The organism is Variovorax monticola, from assembly GCF_051216855.1.
In the GTDB taxonomy this organism is placed as follows: Bacteria; Pseudomonadota; Gammaproteobacteria; order Burkholderiales; family Burkholderiaceae_C; genus Variovorax.
The window spans coordinates 449,072-464,741 of record NZ_JBPJZP010000002.1 but is presented as its reverse complement, the minus strand read 5'-3'; the positions used below and the strand labels follow the sequence as shown (position 1 = coordinate 464,741).

Below are 15,670 nucleotides of genomic sequence, written 5' to 3'. Positions count from 1 at the left end.
CGGCTATGAAATACCTCCTGTGGCTGCTCAAGGCAGCCATTTTTTTTACGCTCTTCGCTTTCGCGCTGAACAACCAGCAGGACGCGACCGTCTACTTCTTCTTCGGCACCTACTGGCGCGCTCCCCTGGTGCTCGTGGTGCTCGCGGCATTCGCCGGCGGGCTCGTCGTGGGCGCGCTGGGCATGCTGCCCGGCTGGTGGAAACACCGCGCCGCCGCGGCACAGGTGCCCGCGACGCCCGAAGCCCAGACACCGACGCCATCGACCGCCGCGGCCGCTCCCGCTGCGGCGCCTTCCATCTCGGTCACCGACCTTCCCGCCGTACGTCAACATGGACTTTGATCCCAGCTGGCTGCTGATCAGCCTGCCCGTCGCCTTCGTGCTGGGCTGGCTCGCATCGCGCTTCGACATCCGGCAACTCAAGCTCGAGAACCGCCAGGCCCCCAAGGCCTACTTTCGCGGCCTCAACTTCCTGCTCAACGAGCAGCAGGACCAGGCCATCGACGCCTTCATCGAGGCCGTGCAGAACGACCCCGACACGCAGGAGCTGCACTTCGCGCTCGGCAACCTGTTTCGCCGACGCGGCGAGTACCAGCGCGCCGTGCGCGTGCACGAGCACCTGCTCGGTCGCGGCGACCTGAGCCGCGCCGACCGCGAGCGCGCCCAGCATGCGCTGGCGCAAGACTTCCTGCGCGCCGGCCTGCTCGACCGCGCCGAGGCCGCGCTGCAGAAGCTCGAAGGCACGCGCTACGAGAACGAAGCGCGGCTCTCGCTGCTGGCCATCTACGAACGCTCGCGCGAATGGACGCAGGCCGCCGACGTGGCGCAAAAGCTCGACGAGTCCGACCAGGCCAGCTACAGCACCCGGCGCGCGCACCACCTGTGCGAACAGGCGACCGAGCACGTGGCCTCCGGCGACCTGCCCGGTGCGGCCGGGCTGCTCGCCCAGGCCGTCGCGCTCGCGCCGCAGGCGCCGCGCCCCGCCATCGACACGGCCAACCTGCAACTGCGCAACGGCGACGCGGCCGCGGCCTTCGACACGCTGGTGGCGCTGAGCGGCACCGCCCCGCTCGCGCTGCCGCTCTACGCCGCCGCACTGCAGCAGGCCGCCGTGGCCGCGCACCGCGAAGCCGACGCCCTCGCACTGCTGCAGCGGCGCTATGTGGAGTCGCCGTCGATCGACGTGCTCGAATCGATGATCGCGCTCGGCGGCACACCGAGCGCCACGGCCGAAGACCCGCAGCCCACCCCGCGCGACGGCTACATCGCGCACCTTGCGCAACAGCCCTCGCTGGTGGCGGCATCGCGCTGGCTTGCAGGCGAACGCTTCGAGCACGAGCAGTTCCACCCGCAGGTGCAACGCGCGCTCGACCAGGCCACGCGGCCGCTCATGCGCTACCGCTGCGCGGCCTGCGGTTTCGAGGCGCACCAGTACTTCTGGCACTGCCCCGGCTGCCAGGCATGGGACAGCTACCCGCCGCGCCGCGTCGAAGAACTCTGAGAACTCCGATCACGCTTCTGAACAATGGTCACGTGGGCGCCGAATATGCTTTCGCGCGTCAACGCCCCGTTTCCTGCTCCCGTTGAGCGCGGGCCGACGTTCTTGTCGGCTGTCAGTCACATCAACCAATCAGGGAGTAAAAAATCATGTTCAAGAAAATCCTGGCCGCAACGGCCATGCTGTTCGCCGTCGTCTCCTTCGCCGCGGTCGACGTCAACAAGGGCACGGCCGCCGACCTCGACGGCATCAAGGGCGTCGGCCCCTCGATGTCCAAGCGCATCCTCGATGCGCGCAAGGAAGGCGAGTTCAAGGACTGGCCCGACCTCATGCAGCGCGTGAAGGGCGTGAAGGAAAAGAAGGCCGAGAAGCTGTCGGCCGAGGGTCTCACGGTCAATGGCCAGAGCTTCGGCAGCGCAGCATCCGCCAAGCCGAAGGAGGCAAAGGCAGCCAAGGCAGCCAAGCCCTGATGCCGACCTGATCCCACCTGCATCGATGCAAAACAAAGCCGCCTTCGGGCGGCTTTTTCATGCGCGAAGCACAGGCATCTCGCATGCGTCACATGTGCCGCGCCCCCACGACATGGCAGGGAAATGCCTCAGGAAGTGGCCCGGAATTTGCACGTATGCTGCCTTTCATTCTGCTTTCACTACATTCCGGAGCGCGTCCATGAATCACAAGTTCGGCATTGCCCTGGCGGGCCTCACCCTCGGCGCCGCAGCCTTCGCGCAGACCAAGTGGGACCTGCCCACCGCCTATCCGGCCACCAACTACCACACCGAAAACATCACGCAGTTCGCCAAGGACGTGGACGCCGCCACCGGCGGCAAGGTGAAGATCACGGTGCACGCCAACGCGTCGCTGTTCAAGGCGCCCGAAATCAAGCGCGCCGTGCAGAGCGGCCAGGCCCAGGCCGGCGAGATCCTGCTGGCCAACTACGCGAACGAAAACCCGATCTACGCGCTCGACGGCGTGCCCTTCCTGGCCACCACCTACCCCGAGGCGCGCAAGCTGTACGACGCATCGAAGCCCGCCATGGAGAAGCTGCTCGCGGCGCAGGGCATCAAGGTGCTGTTCGTGGTGCCGTGGGCACCGCAGGGCATCTACTCGAAGAAAGAGATCAGCTCGGTGGCCGACCTGCGCGGCATCAAGTGGCGCGCCTACAGCCCGGCCACCGCCAAGCTCGCCGAGCTGATCGGCGCGCAGCCGGTGCAGATCCAGCAGGCCGAGCTCAGCGCGGCCATGGCCACGGGCGTGATCGAGAGCTACATGAGCTCTGGCTCCACCGGCTACGACACCAAGACCTACGAGCACATCAAGAACTTCTACGACACGCAGGCGTGGATCCCGAAGAACGCGATCCTGGTCAACGCCAAGTCCTTCGACGCGCTCGACCCCGCCGCCAAGGCCGCCGTCACCAAGGCCGCGGCCGAGGCTGAAGTGCGCGGCTGGAAGACGGCGCAGGAGAAGAACGACGAGTACAAGCGCCTGCTGGCCGAGCGCGGCATGAAGGTGCACAAGCCCTCGCCCAAGCTCGACGCCGACATGCGCCAGGTCGGCGGCATCATGCAGACCGACTGGCTGAAAGTGGCCGGTGCAGACGGCGCCGCGATCGTGGATACGTACAAGAAGAAATGATGCGGCCCCCACGCTCATCGCTTCGCGTAGCGCTGCCCCCCGAGGGGGCGCAGGCCCCCCTTGGGGCGGCCCGGCGGGAGGCCTGACCCATGCGCCGCTTCCTCGACCGCCTGTACGACGGTGCGGGCGCGCTCGGCGCGTTCTGCGTGTTCCTGATCTTCGTGCTGATGATCCTGGCCGGCGTGGGCCGGCAGATGAACTGGCACGTGAGCGGGCTCAACGACATCGTGGCGTGGCTGTGCGCCGCCGCTGCGTTCTTCGCGATGGCGCACGCCTTTCGCCACGGCGACTTCGTGCGCGTGACGCTGCTGCTCGACGCGGTGCCGCCCAGGGTGCGCCGCGTGCTCGACGTGGTGTGCCTGCTGATCGCCGCGGTGTCGGTCGCCTACCTCACCTACTGGGCCACCAGCTTCACTTATGAAAGCTACGAGTTCGCCGAAATGGCAACCGGCCTGGTCGTCATTCCGATCTGGATCCCGCAATCGACCTTCGTGATCGGCTGCTGGCTGCTGCTGATCGCCATGATCGACGAGCTGGTCGGCGTGGTGCGCGGCGAGAAGCCGAGCTACCAGCGCGCGATCGAAGAGCGGCACGCCGCCGGCGACTTCTCCTCCGACGTCTGAACCCCATGATCGAAACCCTTCTCATGGGCGCGCTGCTGCTCGTCATCATGCTGGTGCTGCTTGCGGGCGGCGTGTGGATCGCGATGACGCTGGCCATCGTCGGCTGGGTCGGCCAGGCCTTCTTCACCAATACGCTGCCGGGCAAGAACCTGTTCTCGGCCTTCTGGGAAAGCAATGCGAGCTGGGAGCTCGCGGCGCTGCCGCTGTTCATCTGGATGGGCGAGATCCTGTTTCGCACCAAGCTCAGCGAAGAAATGTTCGAGGGCCTGCGCCCCTGGCTCAACCGCGTGCCCGGCCGGCTGATGCACACCACCATCATCGGCTGCGGCGTGTTCGGCTCGGTCTCGGGCTCGTCGGCCGCGACCTGCGCGACCATCGCGAAGGTCGCGCTGCCCGAGCTCAAGCGCCGCGGCTACGACGAAAAGCTGGCCATCGGCTCGCTCGCCACCGCGGGCACGCTGGGCATCTTGATTCCGCCGTCGATCACGATGGTGGTGTACGCCGTGGCGGCCGACGCCTCGATCATCCGCATCTTCCTGGCCGGCTTCCTGCCGGGCTTCCTGTTGATGCTGCTGTTCTCTGGCTACATCGCCTGGTGGAGCCTGCGCCATCCGGACAAGGTGCCGCCGGCCGATCCGCCGACCACGTTCATGGAAAAAATCCGCCTGTCGGGCAACCTGATTCCGTGCGCGCTGCTGATCGTGTTCATCGTGTGGGTGCTGGTGGCCGGCTGGGCCACGGCCACCGAGTGCGCGGCCTTCGGCGTGCTGGGCTCGCTGGCCATCGCGGCCTACGGGCGCAGCCTGACCTGGAAGAACTTCAAGGACGGCATCATGGGCGCCACGCGCACCAGCTGCATGATCATGTTCATCCTGGCGGGCGCGGCTTTCCTCACCAAGACCATGGCCTTCACCGGCATTCCGCGCGAACTGGCGGAGTGGGTCGACAGCATGCACCTGTCGCCCTACGCGCTGATCGGTGCGCTGGTGGTGGTGTACCTGGTGCTGGGCACGGCGCTGGACGGCATCTCGATGATCGTGCTGACCAGCGCGGTGGTGCTGCCGATGATCCAGAAAGCCGGCTTCGACCTGGTGTGGTTCGGCATCTTCATCGTGCTGCTGGTCGAGATCGCCGAGGTCACGCCGCCCGTGGGGTTCAACCTGTTCGTGCTGCAGAACATGACGGGCAAGGACAGCAACGTGATCGCGAAGGCGGCGATTCCGTTCTTCTTCTGCCTGGTGCTGTGCATCGCGCTGATCACCTTGTTCCCGAGCATCGTGACGATCCTGCCCGACCTGATCATGGGCAAGGAGAAGTAGCCGGCCTGCGGATAATCGGCGCCATGCTGCTGAACGCCTTCGTCATCTGCCTCGCCGCCTGCGTCGGCGCCCTCATGCGCTGGGGCTTCGCCCTGTGGTTGAACCCCGGCGGCGTGCTGCCCTGGGGCACGCTGGCGGTGAACCTCATCGGCGGCTACCTGATCGGCGTGGCGATCGGCGTGTTCAACGGGCTGCCGAACATCGACCCCGCGTGGCGGCTGATGGTCATCACCGGGTTCCTCGGCACGCTGACCACCTTCTCCAGTTTCTCGGCAGAAATCGTCGGCATGCTGATGACCGGGCGGCTCGGCCTGGCCCTGGGCACGCTCATGCTGCACCTGGGCGGCTCGCTGTGCCTCACCTGGCTGGGCTTTCGCACGGTGCAGGCTTTCTCGGGCTGAGCATGACAAGCGCGTTGCCCCCAAAACAGCCTTATGTCTTACGGTTATAGATAAGGCTTTCCATAGGGTCGGCCGATAGAATCACCCCCAATGCCCCTGGTCTTTCTCGTCGCACTCCCCTTTATCGCCAGCGTGCTGGCCGCGTTGATGCCGTCCAACGCGCGCAACAGGGAGTCGACCCTCGCGGGCCTCGTCGCACTGGGCTGCGCCATCCAGGCCGCATGGTTCTTTCCGCAGATCGCGCATGGCAATGTGCTGCGGCAAGAAATCGAATGGCTGCCGGCCCTCGGCCTGAACCTCGTGTTCCGCATGGACGGCTTCGCATGGCTGTTCTGCATGCTGGTGCTGGGCATCGGCGCGCTGGTGGTGCTGTACGCGCGCTACTACATGTCGGCCTCCGACCCGGTGCCGCGCTTCTTCTCGTTCTTCCTCGCGTTCATGGGCGCAATGATGGGCGTGGTGCTCTCGGGCAACCTGATCCAGATGGTGCTGTTCTGGGAGCTCACCAGCCTCTTCTCGTTTTTGCTGATCGGCTACTGGCACCACCGGCGCGACGCGCGGCGCGGGGCGCGCATGGCACTCACCGTCACCGGCGCGGGCGGGCTGTGCCTGCTGGCCGGCGTGCTGGTGCTCGGGCGCATCGTCGGCAGCTACGAGCTCGACGAGGTGCTGGCCTCGGGCGACCTGATTCGCGCGCATGCGCTCTACCCCGTGGCGCTGGTGCTGGTGCTGCTGGGCGCCTTCACCAAGAGCGCGCAGTTCCCGTTCCACTTCTGGCTGCCGCGCGCCATGGCCGCGCCCACGCCCGTGTCGGCCTACCTGCACTCGGCCACGATGGTGAAGCTCGGCGTGTTCCTGATGGCGCGCCTGTGGCCCGTGCTCTCGGGCACCGAGCAATGGTTCTGGCTGGTGGGTGGCGCGGGCGCCATCACGCTGCTGCTGGGCGGCTTCATCGCCATGTTCCAGCGCGATCTGAAGGCGCTGCTGGCCTACTCGACCATCTCGCACCTGGGCCTCATCACGCTGTTGCTGGGCCTGAACAGCCCGCTCGCGGCCGTGGCGGCGGTGTTCCACGTGATGAACCACGCGACCTTCAAGGCGTCGCTCTTCATGGCGGCCGGCATCATCGACCACGAGACCGGCACGCGCGACATCCGCAAGCTCAGCGGGCTGATGCGGCTCATGCCCATCACCGGCACGCTGGCCATCATCGCCAGCGCCTCGATGGCCGGCGTGCCGCTGCTCAACGGCTTTCTGTCGAAGGAAATGTTCTTCGCCGAAACCGTGTTCATCCAGGCCACGCCCTGGGTCGACTTCAGCCTGCCCGTCATCGCCACCATCGCGGGCATCTTCAGCGTGGCGTACTCGGCGCGCTTCGTGTTCGACGTGTTCTTCGGCCCGCCCTGCGGCAACGACGTGCCCAGGCACCCGCACGAGCCGCCGCACTGGATGCGCGTGCCGGTCGAGCTGCTGGTGCTGGTGTGCCTGGTGGTGGGCGTGGCGCCGGCATGGTCGATCGGCCCGCTGCTCGCGGCGGCTGCCACGCCGGTGGTCGGCGGCACGCTGCCCGAATACAGCCTGGCCGTGTGGCACGGCTTCAACCTGCCGCTCATGATGAGCTTCGTGGCGCTGGTGGGCGGCGGTGCGCTGTACCTGCTGCAGCGCCGCCAGCGCGCGCGCGGCGGGCTGGAGAACACGCCGCTGCTGCACCGCTTCGACGGCCAGGCCATCTTCGAGCACCTGCTCGCGCTGCTGAGCGAGGCCGGCCGTCGCAGCCGCCGCCTGTTCGGCACGCGCCGCATGCAGTGGCAGTTGCTGCTGCTGGTGCTGGTGGCCGTGGCGGGCGCCGCCGCGTCGCTGTGGGCTTCGCCCGCCGCACCCGGCACGCGCGAGCTGCTGCCCTTCTCGCCGATGTTCGCCATGACCTGGGTCATCGGCGGCACCTGCGCGCTGGCCGCCACCTGGCAGGCCAAGTTCCACCGGCTCGCGGCACTCATGCTGGCTTCGGCCGCGGGCCTTGTGTCCTGCGTGACCTACATCTGGTTCTCCGCGCCCGACCTGGCGCTGACCCAGTTGGTGGTCGAGGCGGTGACCACCGTGCTGATCTTGCTGGGCCTGCGCTGGCTGCCGATGCGCAGCAAGGACGTCATCCAGCCCGCGCGCGCGCGGCTGCGCCCCTGGGGCCGGCGCGGGCGCGACCTGCTGGTGGCCACCATCGCCGGCGCCGGCATGGCGGCAATCGCCTGGGCCATGATGACGCGCACCTTCCCGCAGAGCATCTCGCCCTTCTTCCTGGAACGCGCCCTCACAGAGGGCGGCGGCACCAACGTGGTCAACGTGATGCTGGTCGACTTCCGCGGCTTCGACACCTTCGGCGAAATCACCGTGCTGGGCATCGTGGCGCTCACCGTGTACGCGCTGCTGCGGCGCTTTCGCCCCGCCATCGAATCGATGGCATTGCCGGTGCAGCAGCGCCTGCAGGTGGACGACGGCAGCAGCGACCTGCTGAACCCGCGCCGCGCCACCGACACCGCCGTCGGCTACCTGATGGTGCCGGCCGTGCTGGTGCGGCTGCTGCTGCCGCTGGCGGTGCTGGTGTCGGTGTATTTCTTCATGCGCGGCCACAACGCGCCGGGCGGCGGCTTCGTCGCGGGGCTGGTGATGTCGGTGGCGCTGGTGCTGCAGTTCATCGTGTCGGGCACCGAGTGGGTGGAAGAGCACCTGCGCATCTATCCGCGCCGCTGGATCGCCATCGGCCTGCTGCTGGCGCTGGCCACGGGTGGCGGTGCGGTGGTGATGGGCTACCCCTTCCTGACCACGCACACCGCGCACCTGCACCTGCCCGTTCTTGGCGAAGTGCACGTGCCCAGCGCCCTGTTCTTCGACATCGGCGTGTTCGCGCTGGTGCTCGGCGCCACCATGCTCATTCTTACGGCCCTGGCCCACCAATCGGTGCGAAGCCACCGCTGGGCCGACGAGCAGTCCGAAAAGGAAGCCCTGGCCGCGGCCGAAGGCGCGGAGGGCGCGCACTGATGGAAATCGTGCTCGCACTCGCCATCGGCGTGCTCACCGGCTCGGGCGTGTACATGCTGCTTCGCCCGCGCACCTTCCAGGTCATCATGGGCCTGACGCTCATCTCTTACGGCGTCAACCTCTTCATCTTCAGCATGGGCCGCCTCAAGGTCGACAGCGAGCCGGTGCTCATCAAGGGTTTCGAGGCCACGCTGGCCAACACGGCCGACCCGATGCCGCAGGCCCTGGTGCTCACGGCCATCGTGATCGGCTTCGCCATGACGGCCCTGTTCCTGGTGGTGATGATCGCCTCGCGCGGGCTCACCGGCACCGACCATGTGGACGGTGAAGAACGGCAGGAAGCAGAATGAGCGACGCACGGCCGCCCGAAGGCGCGGGCCCCCGTGAGGGGGTTGGCGAAGCACACGCAGTGGCAAGCCTGGGGGTGGGCCGATGACCGAAATCTTCCACCTGCTCGACGAACTGCTCGAGTTCAGCATGCCGCACCTGGTGGCGGTGCCCATCCTCGTGCCCATGCTCACGGCCGCGCTCATGCTGCTGATGGGCGAGAACCGGCGGCGCACCAAGTCGGCCCTGAGCGTGGTCTCGGGCCTGATCGGCCTGCTGGCCGCGCTGGCGCTGCTGCGCTGGGTGAACGCGGCCGACACCGGCGGCGGCCCGGGCTCCATCGGCGTGTACCTGCCGGGCAACTGGCGCGCGCCGTTCGGCATCGTGCTGGTGGCCGACCGGCTCTCGACCATGATGGTCGCGCTCACGGGGGTCATCGCCTTCGCGGCGTCGATCTATTCCACCTCGCGCTGGGACCGCGCGGGCGTGCACTTCCATCCCCTGCTGCAGCTGCAGCTGATGGGCCTGAACGGCGCCTTCCTCACCGGCGACCTGTTCAACCTGTTCGTTTTCTTCGAGGTGATGCTCGCGGCCTCCTACGGCCTGCTGCTGCACGGCTCGGGGCGGCTGCGCGTGCAGGCGGGGCTGCACTACATCGCGATCAACCTGGCAGCCTCGTCGCTGTTCCTGATCGGCGCGGCCATCCTCTACGGCGTGACGGGCACGCTGAACATGGCCGACCTGGGCGTGCGCATCGCCGAACTCGCGCCCGGCGACCGCGGCCTCGTGCATGCGGCGGCGGCCATCCTGGCGACGGCCTTCTTCGCCAAGGCGGGCGCGTGGCCGCTCAACTTCTGGCTGGTGCCGGCCTACAGCGCGGCGGTGTCGCCGGTGGGCGCGGTGTTCGCGCTGCTGACCAAGCTGGGCATCTACACCATCCTGCGGCTGTGGACGGTGCTGTTCGCGCCCGACACCGGCGACTCGGCCGCCTTCGGGCAGGTGGCGCTGATCGGCATCGGGCTGGCGACGCTGTTCGTCGGCGCCATCGGCATCGTCGGCACGCAGCGGCTGTCCAACCTGGCGGGCTTCAGCGTGCTGGTGTCGGCCGGCACCCTGCTCGCGGCGGTCGGCCTGGGCCAGCCGGCCGTGTGGGCCGGTGCGCTGTATTACCTGCTGAGCTCCACGCTCGCGGTGAGCGCTTTCTTCCTGCTGATCGACATGATCGAGCGCTGGCGCAACGCGGGCATGAGCGTGGCGCCGCACGAGGCCGCGGGCAATGCGCCCTACCTGACCGAAGACCTGCGCGTGCTCTCCGACGTGAACCTCGACGACGAGGCCCAGGCGCTCTACGGACGCGCCATTCCCGCGGGCGTCGCCTTCCTGGGACTGAGCTTCATGGGCTGCACGCTGCTGCTCGCGGGGCTGCCGCCGCTGTCGGGCTTCGTCGGCAAGTTCGCGATGCTGTCGGGCCTGCTGGGCACCGACGGGGTCGGCATCGCGGGCTGGAGCTTTCTTGCGCTGCTGATCGTCTCGGGCTTCCTGTCGCTGATTGCGCTGAGCCGCACCGGCATCCGCCATTTCTGGACGCAGCCCCACGCCACCATGCCCTCGCTGCCCGCGCTGGAGGTGCTGCCCGTGGCCGCGCTGCTCGCGGCCTGCGTGGCGCTGACCGTGTGGGCGGAGCCCGTGATGCAGCACGCCAAGGCCACGGCGGAGGGCCTGAAAACGCCCACGGCGTACCGCAATGCCGTGCTCGGCGCAAAGCAGATTCCCAACCCCGTGAAGAAGGAAGCACCGGCCCCATGAAGCGCCTGATTCCTTCCCCGCCGCTGTCGGTCGCGCTGTTCGTCGTCTGGATCCTGCTCGAGCAATCGCTGGAGGCCGTCACCCTGCTGTCGGCCGTGGTGCTGGCCATTGCGGTGCCGCTCATCACCAAGGGCCTGCGGCCCGCCACCGTGCGCATGCGCCGGCCCGGCGTGGCGCTGCGGCTGTCGTTCCTGGTGACCTTCGACATGCTCAAGTCGGCGTACGACGTGGCCCGGCTGCTGCTTACCCGCCGCACCTCGCACATCCAGGCCGCCTTCGTGCAGATTCCGCTGGACATGCGCGACCCCAACGGCCTGGCCGTGCTTGCGATGATCATGTGTCTCACGCCCGGCACGGCCTGGGGCGAAGTGTCGTTCGACCGCAGCGTGCTGCTGATCCACGTGTTCGACCTGGCCGACGAAGCGGCCTTCGTGGCGCTGATCAAGCAGCGCTACGAACGCCCCCTGATGGAGATCTTCGAGTCATGACACCCATCCTTTTCTGGGCCTTGAAGTTCGCGCTTTTTCTGCTGGCCGTGGCCATGCTGTGCGCGCTCTCGCGCCTGCTGATCGGGCCCACCGCGCAAGACCGCGTGATGGCGCTCGACTGCCTCTACATCAACGGCATGCTGATGATGCTGGTGCTGGGCATCATCTACGCGAGCAACGTGTACTTCGAGGCGGCCTTGCTGATCGCGCTGTTCGGCTTCGTGGGGTCGACGGCCATCGCCAAGTTCCTGCTGCGCGGGGAGGTCATTGAATGAACGATTTCATCGTGGGGCCGCTGCCGCTGTGGGCCGAGATCATCACCGCCGTGTTCGCCGTGCTCGGCGCGGCCTTCGCGGCCATCGGTTCCTTCGGGCTGGTGCGGCTGCCCACCTTCTTCCGGCGCATCCATGCGCCCACGCTAGGTGCGACGGTGGGCGTGTGGTGCATGACCATCGCCACCATCGTGTACTTCTCGGTGCAGGGCTTCAGCCTGTTCCTGCACGCGGTGCTGATCGTGCTGTTCATTGCGCTCACCGCGCCGATCACCACCATCTTCTTGATGCGCGCGGCGCTGTTCCGCGAACGGCAAAAGGGCGGCAACGTGCCGCCGCAGGCCAAGTCGGGTTGACCGGTCGACGCGCTGAAACGCTGAAGCGCCGCGCGTTCAGCTCGGCTGCAGCTGCTGCATCTCCTTGGCGCGTGCCACTTCTACCTCGCGCGGCAGCGTCACCGCGTTCTTCACCGCAAGAATCTCCGCCATCACGCTGACCGCGATCTCCGGCGGCGTCTTGCTGCCGATGTAGATGCCGATGGGCCCGCGCAGGCGCGCGAGCGACGCATCGGTCTGCTCGAAGTGCTCGATCATGCGGTCGCGCCGCGCGTCGGCATTGCGGCGCGAGCCGATGGCACCCACGTAGAACGCCTCGCTCTGCAGCGCCTCGAGCAGCGCCAGGTCGTCGAGCTTGGGGTCGTGCGTGAGCGCCACCACGCAGCTGCGGCGGTCGGGCCTGAAGGCCAGCACGGCGTCGTCGGGCATCTCGGTGGTGATGTGCACGCCGGACAGCGACCACGCGGTGCGGTACTCGGCGCGCGGGTCGCACAGCGTCACGGCGAAACCGCTGAACTTGGCCATGGTGGCGAGGTATTCGGCCAGCTGGCCGGCACCGATCAGCAGCATGCGGTACTCGGGGCCGAAGGTGTTGGTGAGCTCGGTGTCGTTCACGGTGAGCTCGTCGGGGGCCGTCGCCTGCGCGAGTTGCACCGTGCCGGTGGCCAGCGTCACCGTGCGCTTCATGAGCTTGCCCTGCTCGAGCTGCGCCAGCAGTGTGTCGAGCGCATCGGCGTCGGGCGCGTATTCGAGCAGCAGCTCCAGCGTGCCGCCGCAGGGCAGGCCGAAGCGATGCGCCTCGTCGGCGGTGATGCCGTACTTCACGAGCGCGGGCGGCGCGCCCAGCGGCACGTCTTCGCCCTTGCCGTGGGCATGGCTGTAGCGCGCGATGAGGTCGTCCTCGATGCAGCCGCCGGAGACCGAGCCGACGACCGCGCCGTCCTCGGCCAGGGCCATGATCGAACCCACGGGCCGAGGCGACGAGCCCCAGGTGCGCACGACAGTGGTCAGCAGCGCGCGCTTGCCGGCACGCCGCCAGTCGCGCAGCGTGCGCAACACCATGACATCGAGGTTTTCCATGGCGCGGGCCGCTTGTTCAGGCCGCGTCGCCGGGGGCGGCGGGTGCGTCCTGGTCGCCGTCCTTATCCTTCTTGCCCAGGCCGATCTTCTTCATGAGGCCGGACATCATGCCGGCCTTCTCGGCCGGCGCTTCGGCCTCTTCAGCAGCCGCGGGCGGCGGGCCGTAGCGGCGCTGCATCTCGGCGTCGAAGCGCTTGAAGAAATCGTCGGCGGTCGACTTGGCGGCGCCGTCGATCAGGCGCTGGCCGAGCTGGGCGATCTTGCCGCCGACCTGGGCCTGCACCGTGTAGTCGAGCTCGCAGCCGGCGCCCGGCGTCGCGGCTGCGGCTTCATGCGCGAGCGCGGCATCGGCCGGCGCTTCGCCTGCGGGCGCTGCATCGGCCAGCGGCTTGAGCGAAACGCTCGAAGACCCCTTGGCGAACCCCGCCACGCCGCCCTGCCCCTCGAAAGTCAGCTTGTAGCCGTCGGGCGCCACGATGTCCGACAGCATCACCTTGCCGCTGAACTTGGCCGACACCGGGCCGATCTTGAGCGCGAGCGCGACGCTGTAGGTGTTCTCGCCCGTGAGCTCGAACTTGTCGCAGCCGGGAATGCACTTCTTTAGCGTTTCGGGGTCGTTGAGGGCTTCCCAGGCTTGTTGTTGCGTGACGCCGAGGCGGCGGTTTCCGAGCATTTCCATGGTGGGTTTCCTTTTTTGTCCTTGCCGGCAGCGTGCTATCTGCCGGACCGCATCAGGGCAGCCAGGCTCGCGGCCAGCTGTTCCAGTGCGCTGAGATTGTGAACCGCGAGCATCGCGTCGGCATGGCGGTGCAGCACGCCGGCCCCACGGGCCAGAGGGGCGTAGCCGTCGAAGCGCAGCAGCGGGTTGAGCCACAGCAGACGGCGCGAATGGCGCTTGAGCCACAGCAGCTCGTGTTCCAGCACGGCGGGCTCCCCCGTGTCGAGCCCGTCGCTGATCACCAGCACCAGCGTGCGGCGGCCGGTCAGGCGGCGGGCATGGGTTCGGCGCAGTTCGCCCAGTGAGTCACCCAGCCGGGTGCCGCCGGCGAAATCGTCGATGGCCAGGCTGGCCGCACCCAGCATGGCGTCGGTGTCGGCCAGCCGGAAGGCGGGGGTCAGGTCGGTCAGGCGGGTGCCGAAGGCGAACACGTCGCGCCGGCCCGCGCGGCGCGTGGCCGCATGCAAGAAGGCCAGCAGCAGCCGCGCATAGCGCTCCATGGAGCCCGACACATCGACCAGCACCAGCAGCGGCAGGGGCTGCTCGCGCCGGGCCAGCCGGGGCAGCCGAAGGATTTCGCCGCCGGTGCGCGCCGCCTCTTGCAGCACGCCGGGCCAGTGCATGCGCGCATGCTGACGGCCCGCGTCGCCGGTGGGGCGCAGGCGGCGCGACGGCACTGCGGGAATCGGCAGCGTGACGTCGCGGGCCAGCCGCTCGACCAGCCGGTACTCCGACGCGCCGAGCGCGTTGAAGTCCGCGTGCTGAAGGCGCTGGCGGTCGCTCGCCGTCATGGCGGAGTCGAACTCGACCTCGTTGTCGGGCTTGGCTTGTTCGGTCGGCCTGGCGGCATGGCGCGGCGCAGTCAGCGCCTCGCGCACGCGCGGCCGGCGCTTCGAGGGCTCGGCCTTGCCTTCGGCGCTCGGAAGCATCTGGGCGAGCAGCTTGTTGGCCAGCTCGGGGTCGCGGAACCAGGCGTCGAACAGCTCGCGAAACACCATGCGGTCTTGTTCGCGGCTCACCATCACGGCCTCCATCGCGGCGCCCAGGTCGAGCTTGTCTTCCACGCCCACCAGCGTGGCGGCCTCGGCGGCCAGCGCGATGCGCATGGCGTCGGTGCGCACACCCGCGCGGCGCAGCGCCCGGCCGAAGGCGGTGATGTTGCCGGCGAGCTTGCCGCTGCGGACGTCGCCGAGTTGCGGAATGCCGGCCATGCGCACGCCTGGCGCACTCAGCGCGCGGCCGGCTCCTCGGGCCTGAGCAGGTCCGACGCCAGTTCCAGCGTGAGCGCGGCCACGTCGTCGCGCTGCTTGAACAGGATGCCGGCGGTGTCGACCACCACCTCGGGGTCGAGCTCCACCGTGTCCAGCGCAATCAGCGCCCTCGCCCACTCGACGCTCTCGGCAATGCCGGGTGCGCGCTGGAAGGCGTTGACGAAAGGTGCCTCGCGCAGCCGCGCAACGAAGGCGGAGACCTGCGCCGACAGCTTCTCGCCGGCCTGCGGCACCTGCGCGCGCACGATGGCCAGCTCGCGCTCGCGCTCGGGGTAGTCGAGCCAGTGGTACAGGCAGCGGCGCTTGACCGCGTCGTTGAGCTCGCGCGTGCGGTTGCTCGTGAGGATGGTCACCGGCGGCACGACCGCGCTCACCGTGCCCAGCTCGGGAATGCTCACCTGGTACTCGCCCAGGTATTCGAGCAGGAAGGCCTCGAAGGGCTCGTCGGCGCGGTCGACCTCGTCGATCAGCAGCACGGCGCCGGGCGCGGGCGTTTGCAGCGCCTGCAGCAGCGGACGGCGAATGAGGTAGTGCGGCTGGTAGACCTCGGCCTCCACGTCGCGCGCCGCACCGGAAGCCTCGGCCGCGCGCATGTGCAGCAGCTGCGCGGCGTAGTTCCATTCATAGAGCGCTTCGCGCTGCTCCAGCCCGTCATAGCACTGCAGGCGCAACAGCTCGCGGTTCAATGCCTTCGACAGCGCCTTGGCCAGCTCGGTCTTGCCGACGCCGGGCTCGCCTTCGAGCAGCAGCGGGCGCTGCAGCTTGAGCGCGAGAAACACGGCGGTGGCCAGGCGGCGGTCGGCAAAGTAGCCGGCCTGCACCAACCCGTCTGAGAGGGAATCGATGGTCGGAAAGATCATGG

At 68.4% G+C, this 15,670-nt stretch carries 17 protein-coding genes; 13 read left to right on the top strand and 4 right to left on the bottom strand.

What is annotated here, in order from left to right; all coding sequences use genetic code 11:
- Positions 1-5: 5 nt before the first annotated feature.
- The 13 genes from ACSFA5_RS07460 to mnhG all read left to right on the top strand — a co-directional run bounded on the left by ACSFA5_RS07460 (position 6) and on the right by mnhG (position 11,760).
- Positions 6-341: a LapA family protein gene (locus tag ACSFA5_RS07460; protein WP_435443395.1), complete on the top strand. Its 336-nt coding sequence runs from the start codon at positions 6-8 to the stop codon at positions 339-341.
- The gene (gene lapB / locus ACSFA5_RS07455) at positions 331-1,500 is read left to right on the top strand and encodes a lipopolysaccharide assembly protein LapB (protein ID WP_435443394.1); all 1,170 of its coding nucleotides are present in this window, start codon (positions 331-333) and stop codon (positions 1,498-1,500) included. Before ACSFA5_RS07460 ends, lapB begins: the two co-directional genes overlap by 11 nt.
- Before the next feature lie 146 nt (positions 1,501-1,646).
- Complete coding sequence (locus ACSFA5_RS07450) at positions 1,647-1,967, top strand: ComEA family DNA-binding protein (RefSeq protein WP_435443393.1); 321 nt, start codon at positions 1,647-1,649, stop codon at positions 1,965-1,967.
- A gap of 199 nt (positions 1,968-2,166) precedes the next feature.
- Entirely contained in the window at positions 2,167-3,135 is a 969-nt protein-coding gene (locus ACSFA5_RS07445; protein ID WP_435443392.1) for a TRAP transporter substrate-binding protein, read from the top strand.
- A gap of 89 nt (positions 3,136-3,224) precedes the next feature.
- The gene (locus tag ACSFA5_RS07440) at positions 3,225-3,758 is read left to right on the top strand and encodes a TRAP transporter small permease (protein ID WP_435443391.1); all 534 of its coding nucleotides are present in this window, start codon (positions 3,225-3,227) and stop codon (positions 3,756-3,758) included.
- Between the two features lie 5 nt (positions 3,759-3,763).
- A complete protein-coding gene (locus ACSFA5_RS07435) occupies positions 3,764-5,077 on the top strand; it encodes a TRAP transporter large permease (protein WP_435443390.1) in 1,314 nt (437 codons plus the stop codon).
- Positions 5,078-5,100: 23 nt separating this feature from the next.
- Positions 5,101-5,478 carry a fluoride efflux transporter CrcB gene (gene crcB / locus ACSFA5_RS07430; protein ID WP_371084130.1) on the top strand — a complete coding sequence of 126 codons (378 nt, stop codon included), beginning with the start codon at positions 5,101-5,103 and terminating at the stop codon, positions 5,476-5,478.
- Between the two features lie 90 nt (positions 5,479-5,568).
- Positions 5,569-8,511, top strand: a complete 2,943-nt coding sequence (locus tag ACSFA5_RS07425; protein ID WP_435443389.1) for a monovalent cation/H+ antiporter subunit A — start codon at positions 5,569-5,571, stop codon at positions 8,509-8,511.
- A complete protein-coding gene (locus ACSFA5_RS07420; RefSeq protein ID WP_435443388.1) occupies positions 8,511-8,861 on the top strand; it encodes a Na+/H+ antiporter subunit C in 351 nt (116 codons plus the stop codon). The genes ACSFA5_RS07425 and ACSFA5_RS07420 overlap by 1 nt, the downstream gene beginning before the upstream one ends.
- A gap of 82 nt (positions 8,862-8,943) precedes the next feature.
- Complete coding sequence (locus tag ACSFA5_RS07415) at positions 8,944-10,644, top strand: monovalent cation/H+ antiporter subunit D (protein WP_435443387.1); 1,701 nt, start codon at positions 8,944-8,946, stop codon at positions 10,642-10,644.
- Positions 10,641-11,132, top strand: a complete 492-nt coding sequence (locus ACSFA5_RS07410) for a Na+/H+ antiporter subunit E (RefSeq protein ID WP_435443386.1) — start codon at positions 10,641-10,643, stop codon at positions 11,130-11,132. The genes ACSFA5_RS07415 and ACSFA5_RS07410 overlap by 4 nt, the downstream gene beginning before the upstream one ends.
- Complete coding sequence (locus ACSFA5_RS07405; protein ID WP_435435442.1) at positions 11,129-11,407, top strand: K+/H+ antiporter subunit F; 279 nt, start codon at positions 11,129-11,131, stop codon at positions 11,405-11,407. The genes ACSFA5_RS07410 and ACSFA5_RS07405 overlap by 4 nt, the downstream gene beginning before the upstream one ends.
- The gene (gene mnhG, locus ACSFA5_RS07400) at positions 11,404-11,760 is read left to right on the top strand and encodes a monovalent cation/H(+) antiporter subunit G (RefSeq protein ID WP_435443385.1); all 357 of its coding nucleotides are present in this window, start codon (positions 11,404-11,406) and stop codon (positions 11,758-11,760) included. The genes ACSFA5_RS07405 and mnhG overlap by 4 nt, the downstream gene beginning before the upstream one ends.
- Positions 11,761-11,796: 36 nt before the next feature.
- Here mnhG and ACSFA5_RS07395 read toward each other — a convergent pair whose 3' ends face one another.
- Genes ACSFA5_RS07395 through ACSFA5_RS07380 form a run of 4 tightly spaced genes read right to left on the bottom strand, consistent with a single transcriptional unit; the run spans position 11,797 to position 15,668 of the window.
- Positions 11,797-12,819 (bottom strand): XdhC family protein, encoded by a 1,023-nt coding sequence (locus tag ACSFA5_RS07395; RefSeq protein WP_435443384.1) that lies wholly within the window; start codon positions 12,817-12,819, stop codon positions 11,797-11,799.
- A 16-nt stretch (positions 12,820-12,835) separates the two neighbouring features.
- Positions 12,836-13,498 (bottom strand): SRPBCC family protein, encoded by a 663-nt coding sequence (locus ACSFA5_RS07390; RefSeq protein WP_435443383.1) that lies wholly within the window; start codon positions 13,496-13,498, stop codon positions 12,836-12,838.
- A 35-nt stretch (positions 13,499-13,533) separates the two neighbouring features.
- The gene (locus tag ACSFA5_RS07385) at positions 13,534-14,748 is read right to left on the bottom strand and encodes a vWA domain-containing protein (RefSeq protein WP_435443382.1); all 1,215 of its coding nucleotides are present in this window, start codon (positions 14,746-14,748) and stop codon (positions 13,534-13,536) included.
- Positions 14,749-14,765: 17 nt separating this feature from the next.
- Positions 14,766-15,668, bottom strand: coding sequence for an AAA family ATPase (locus ACSFA5_RS07380; RefSeq protein WP_435443381.1), 903 nt, complete (start codon positions 15,666-15,668; stop codon positions 14,766-14,768).
- Between the last annotated feature and the right edge of the window lie 2 nt (positions 15,669-15,670).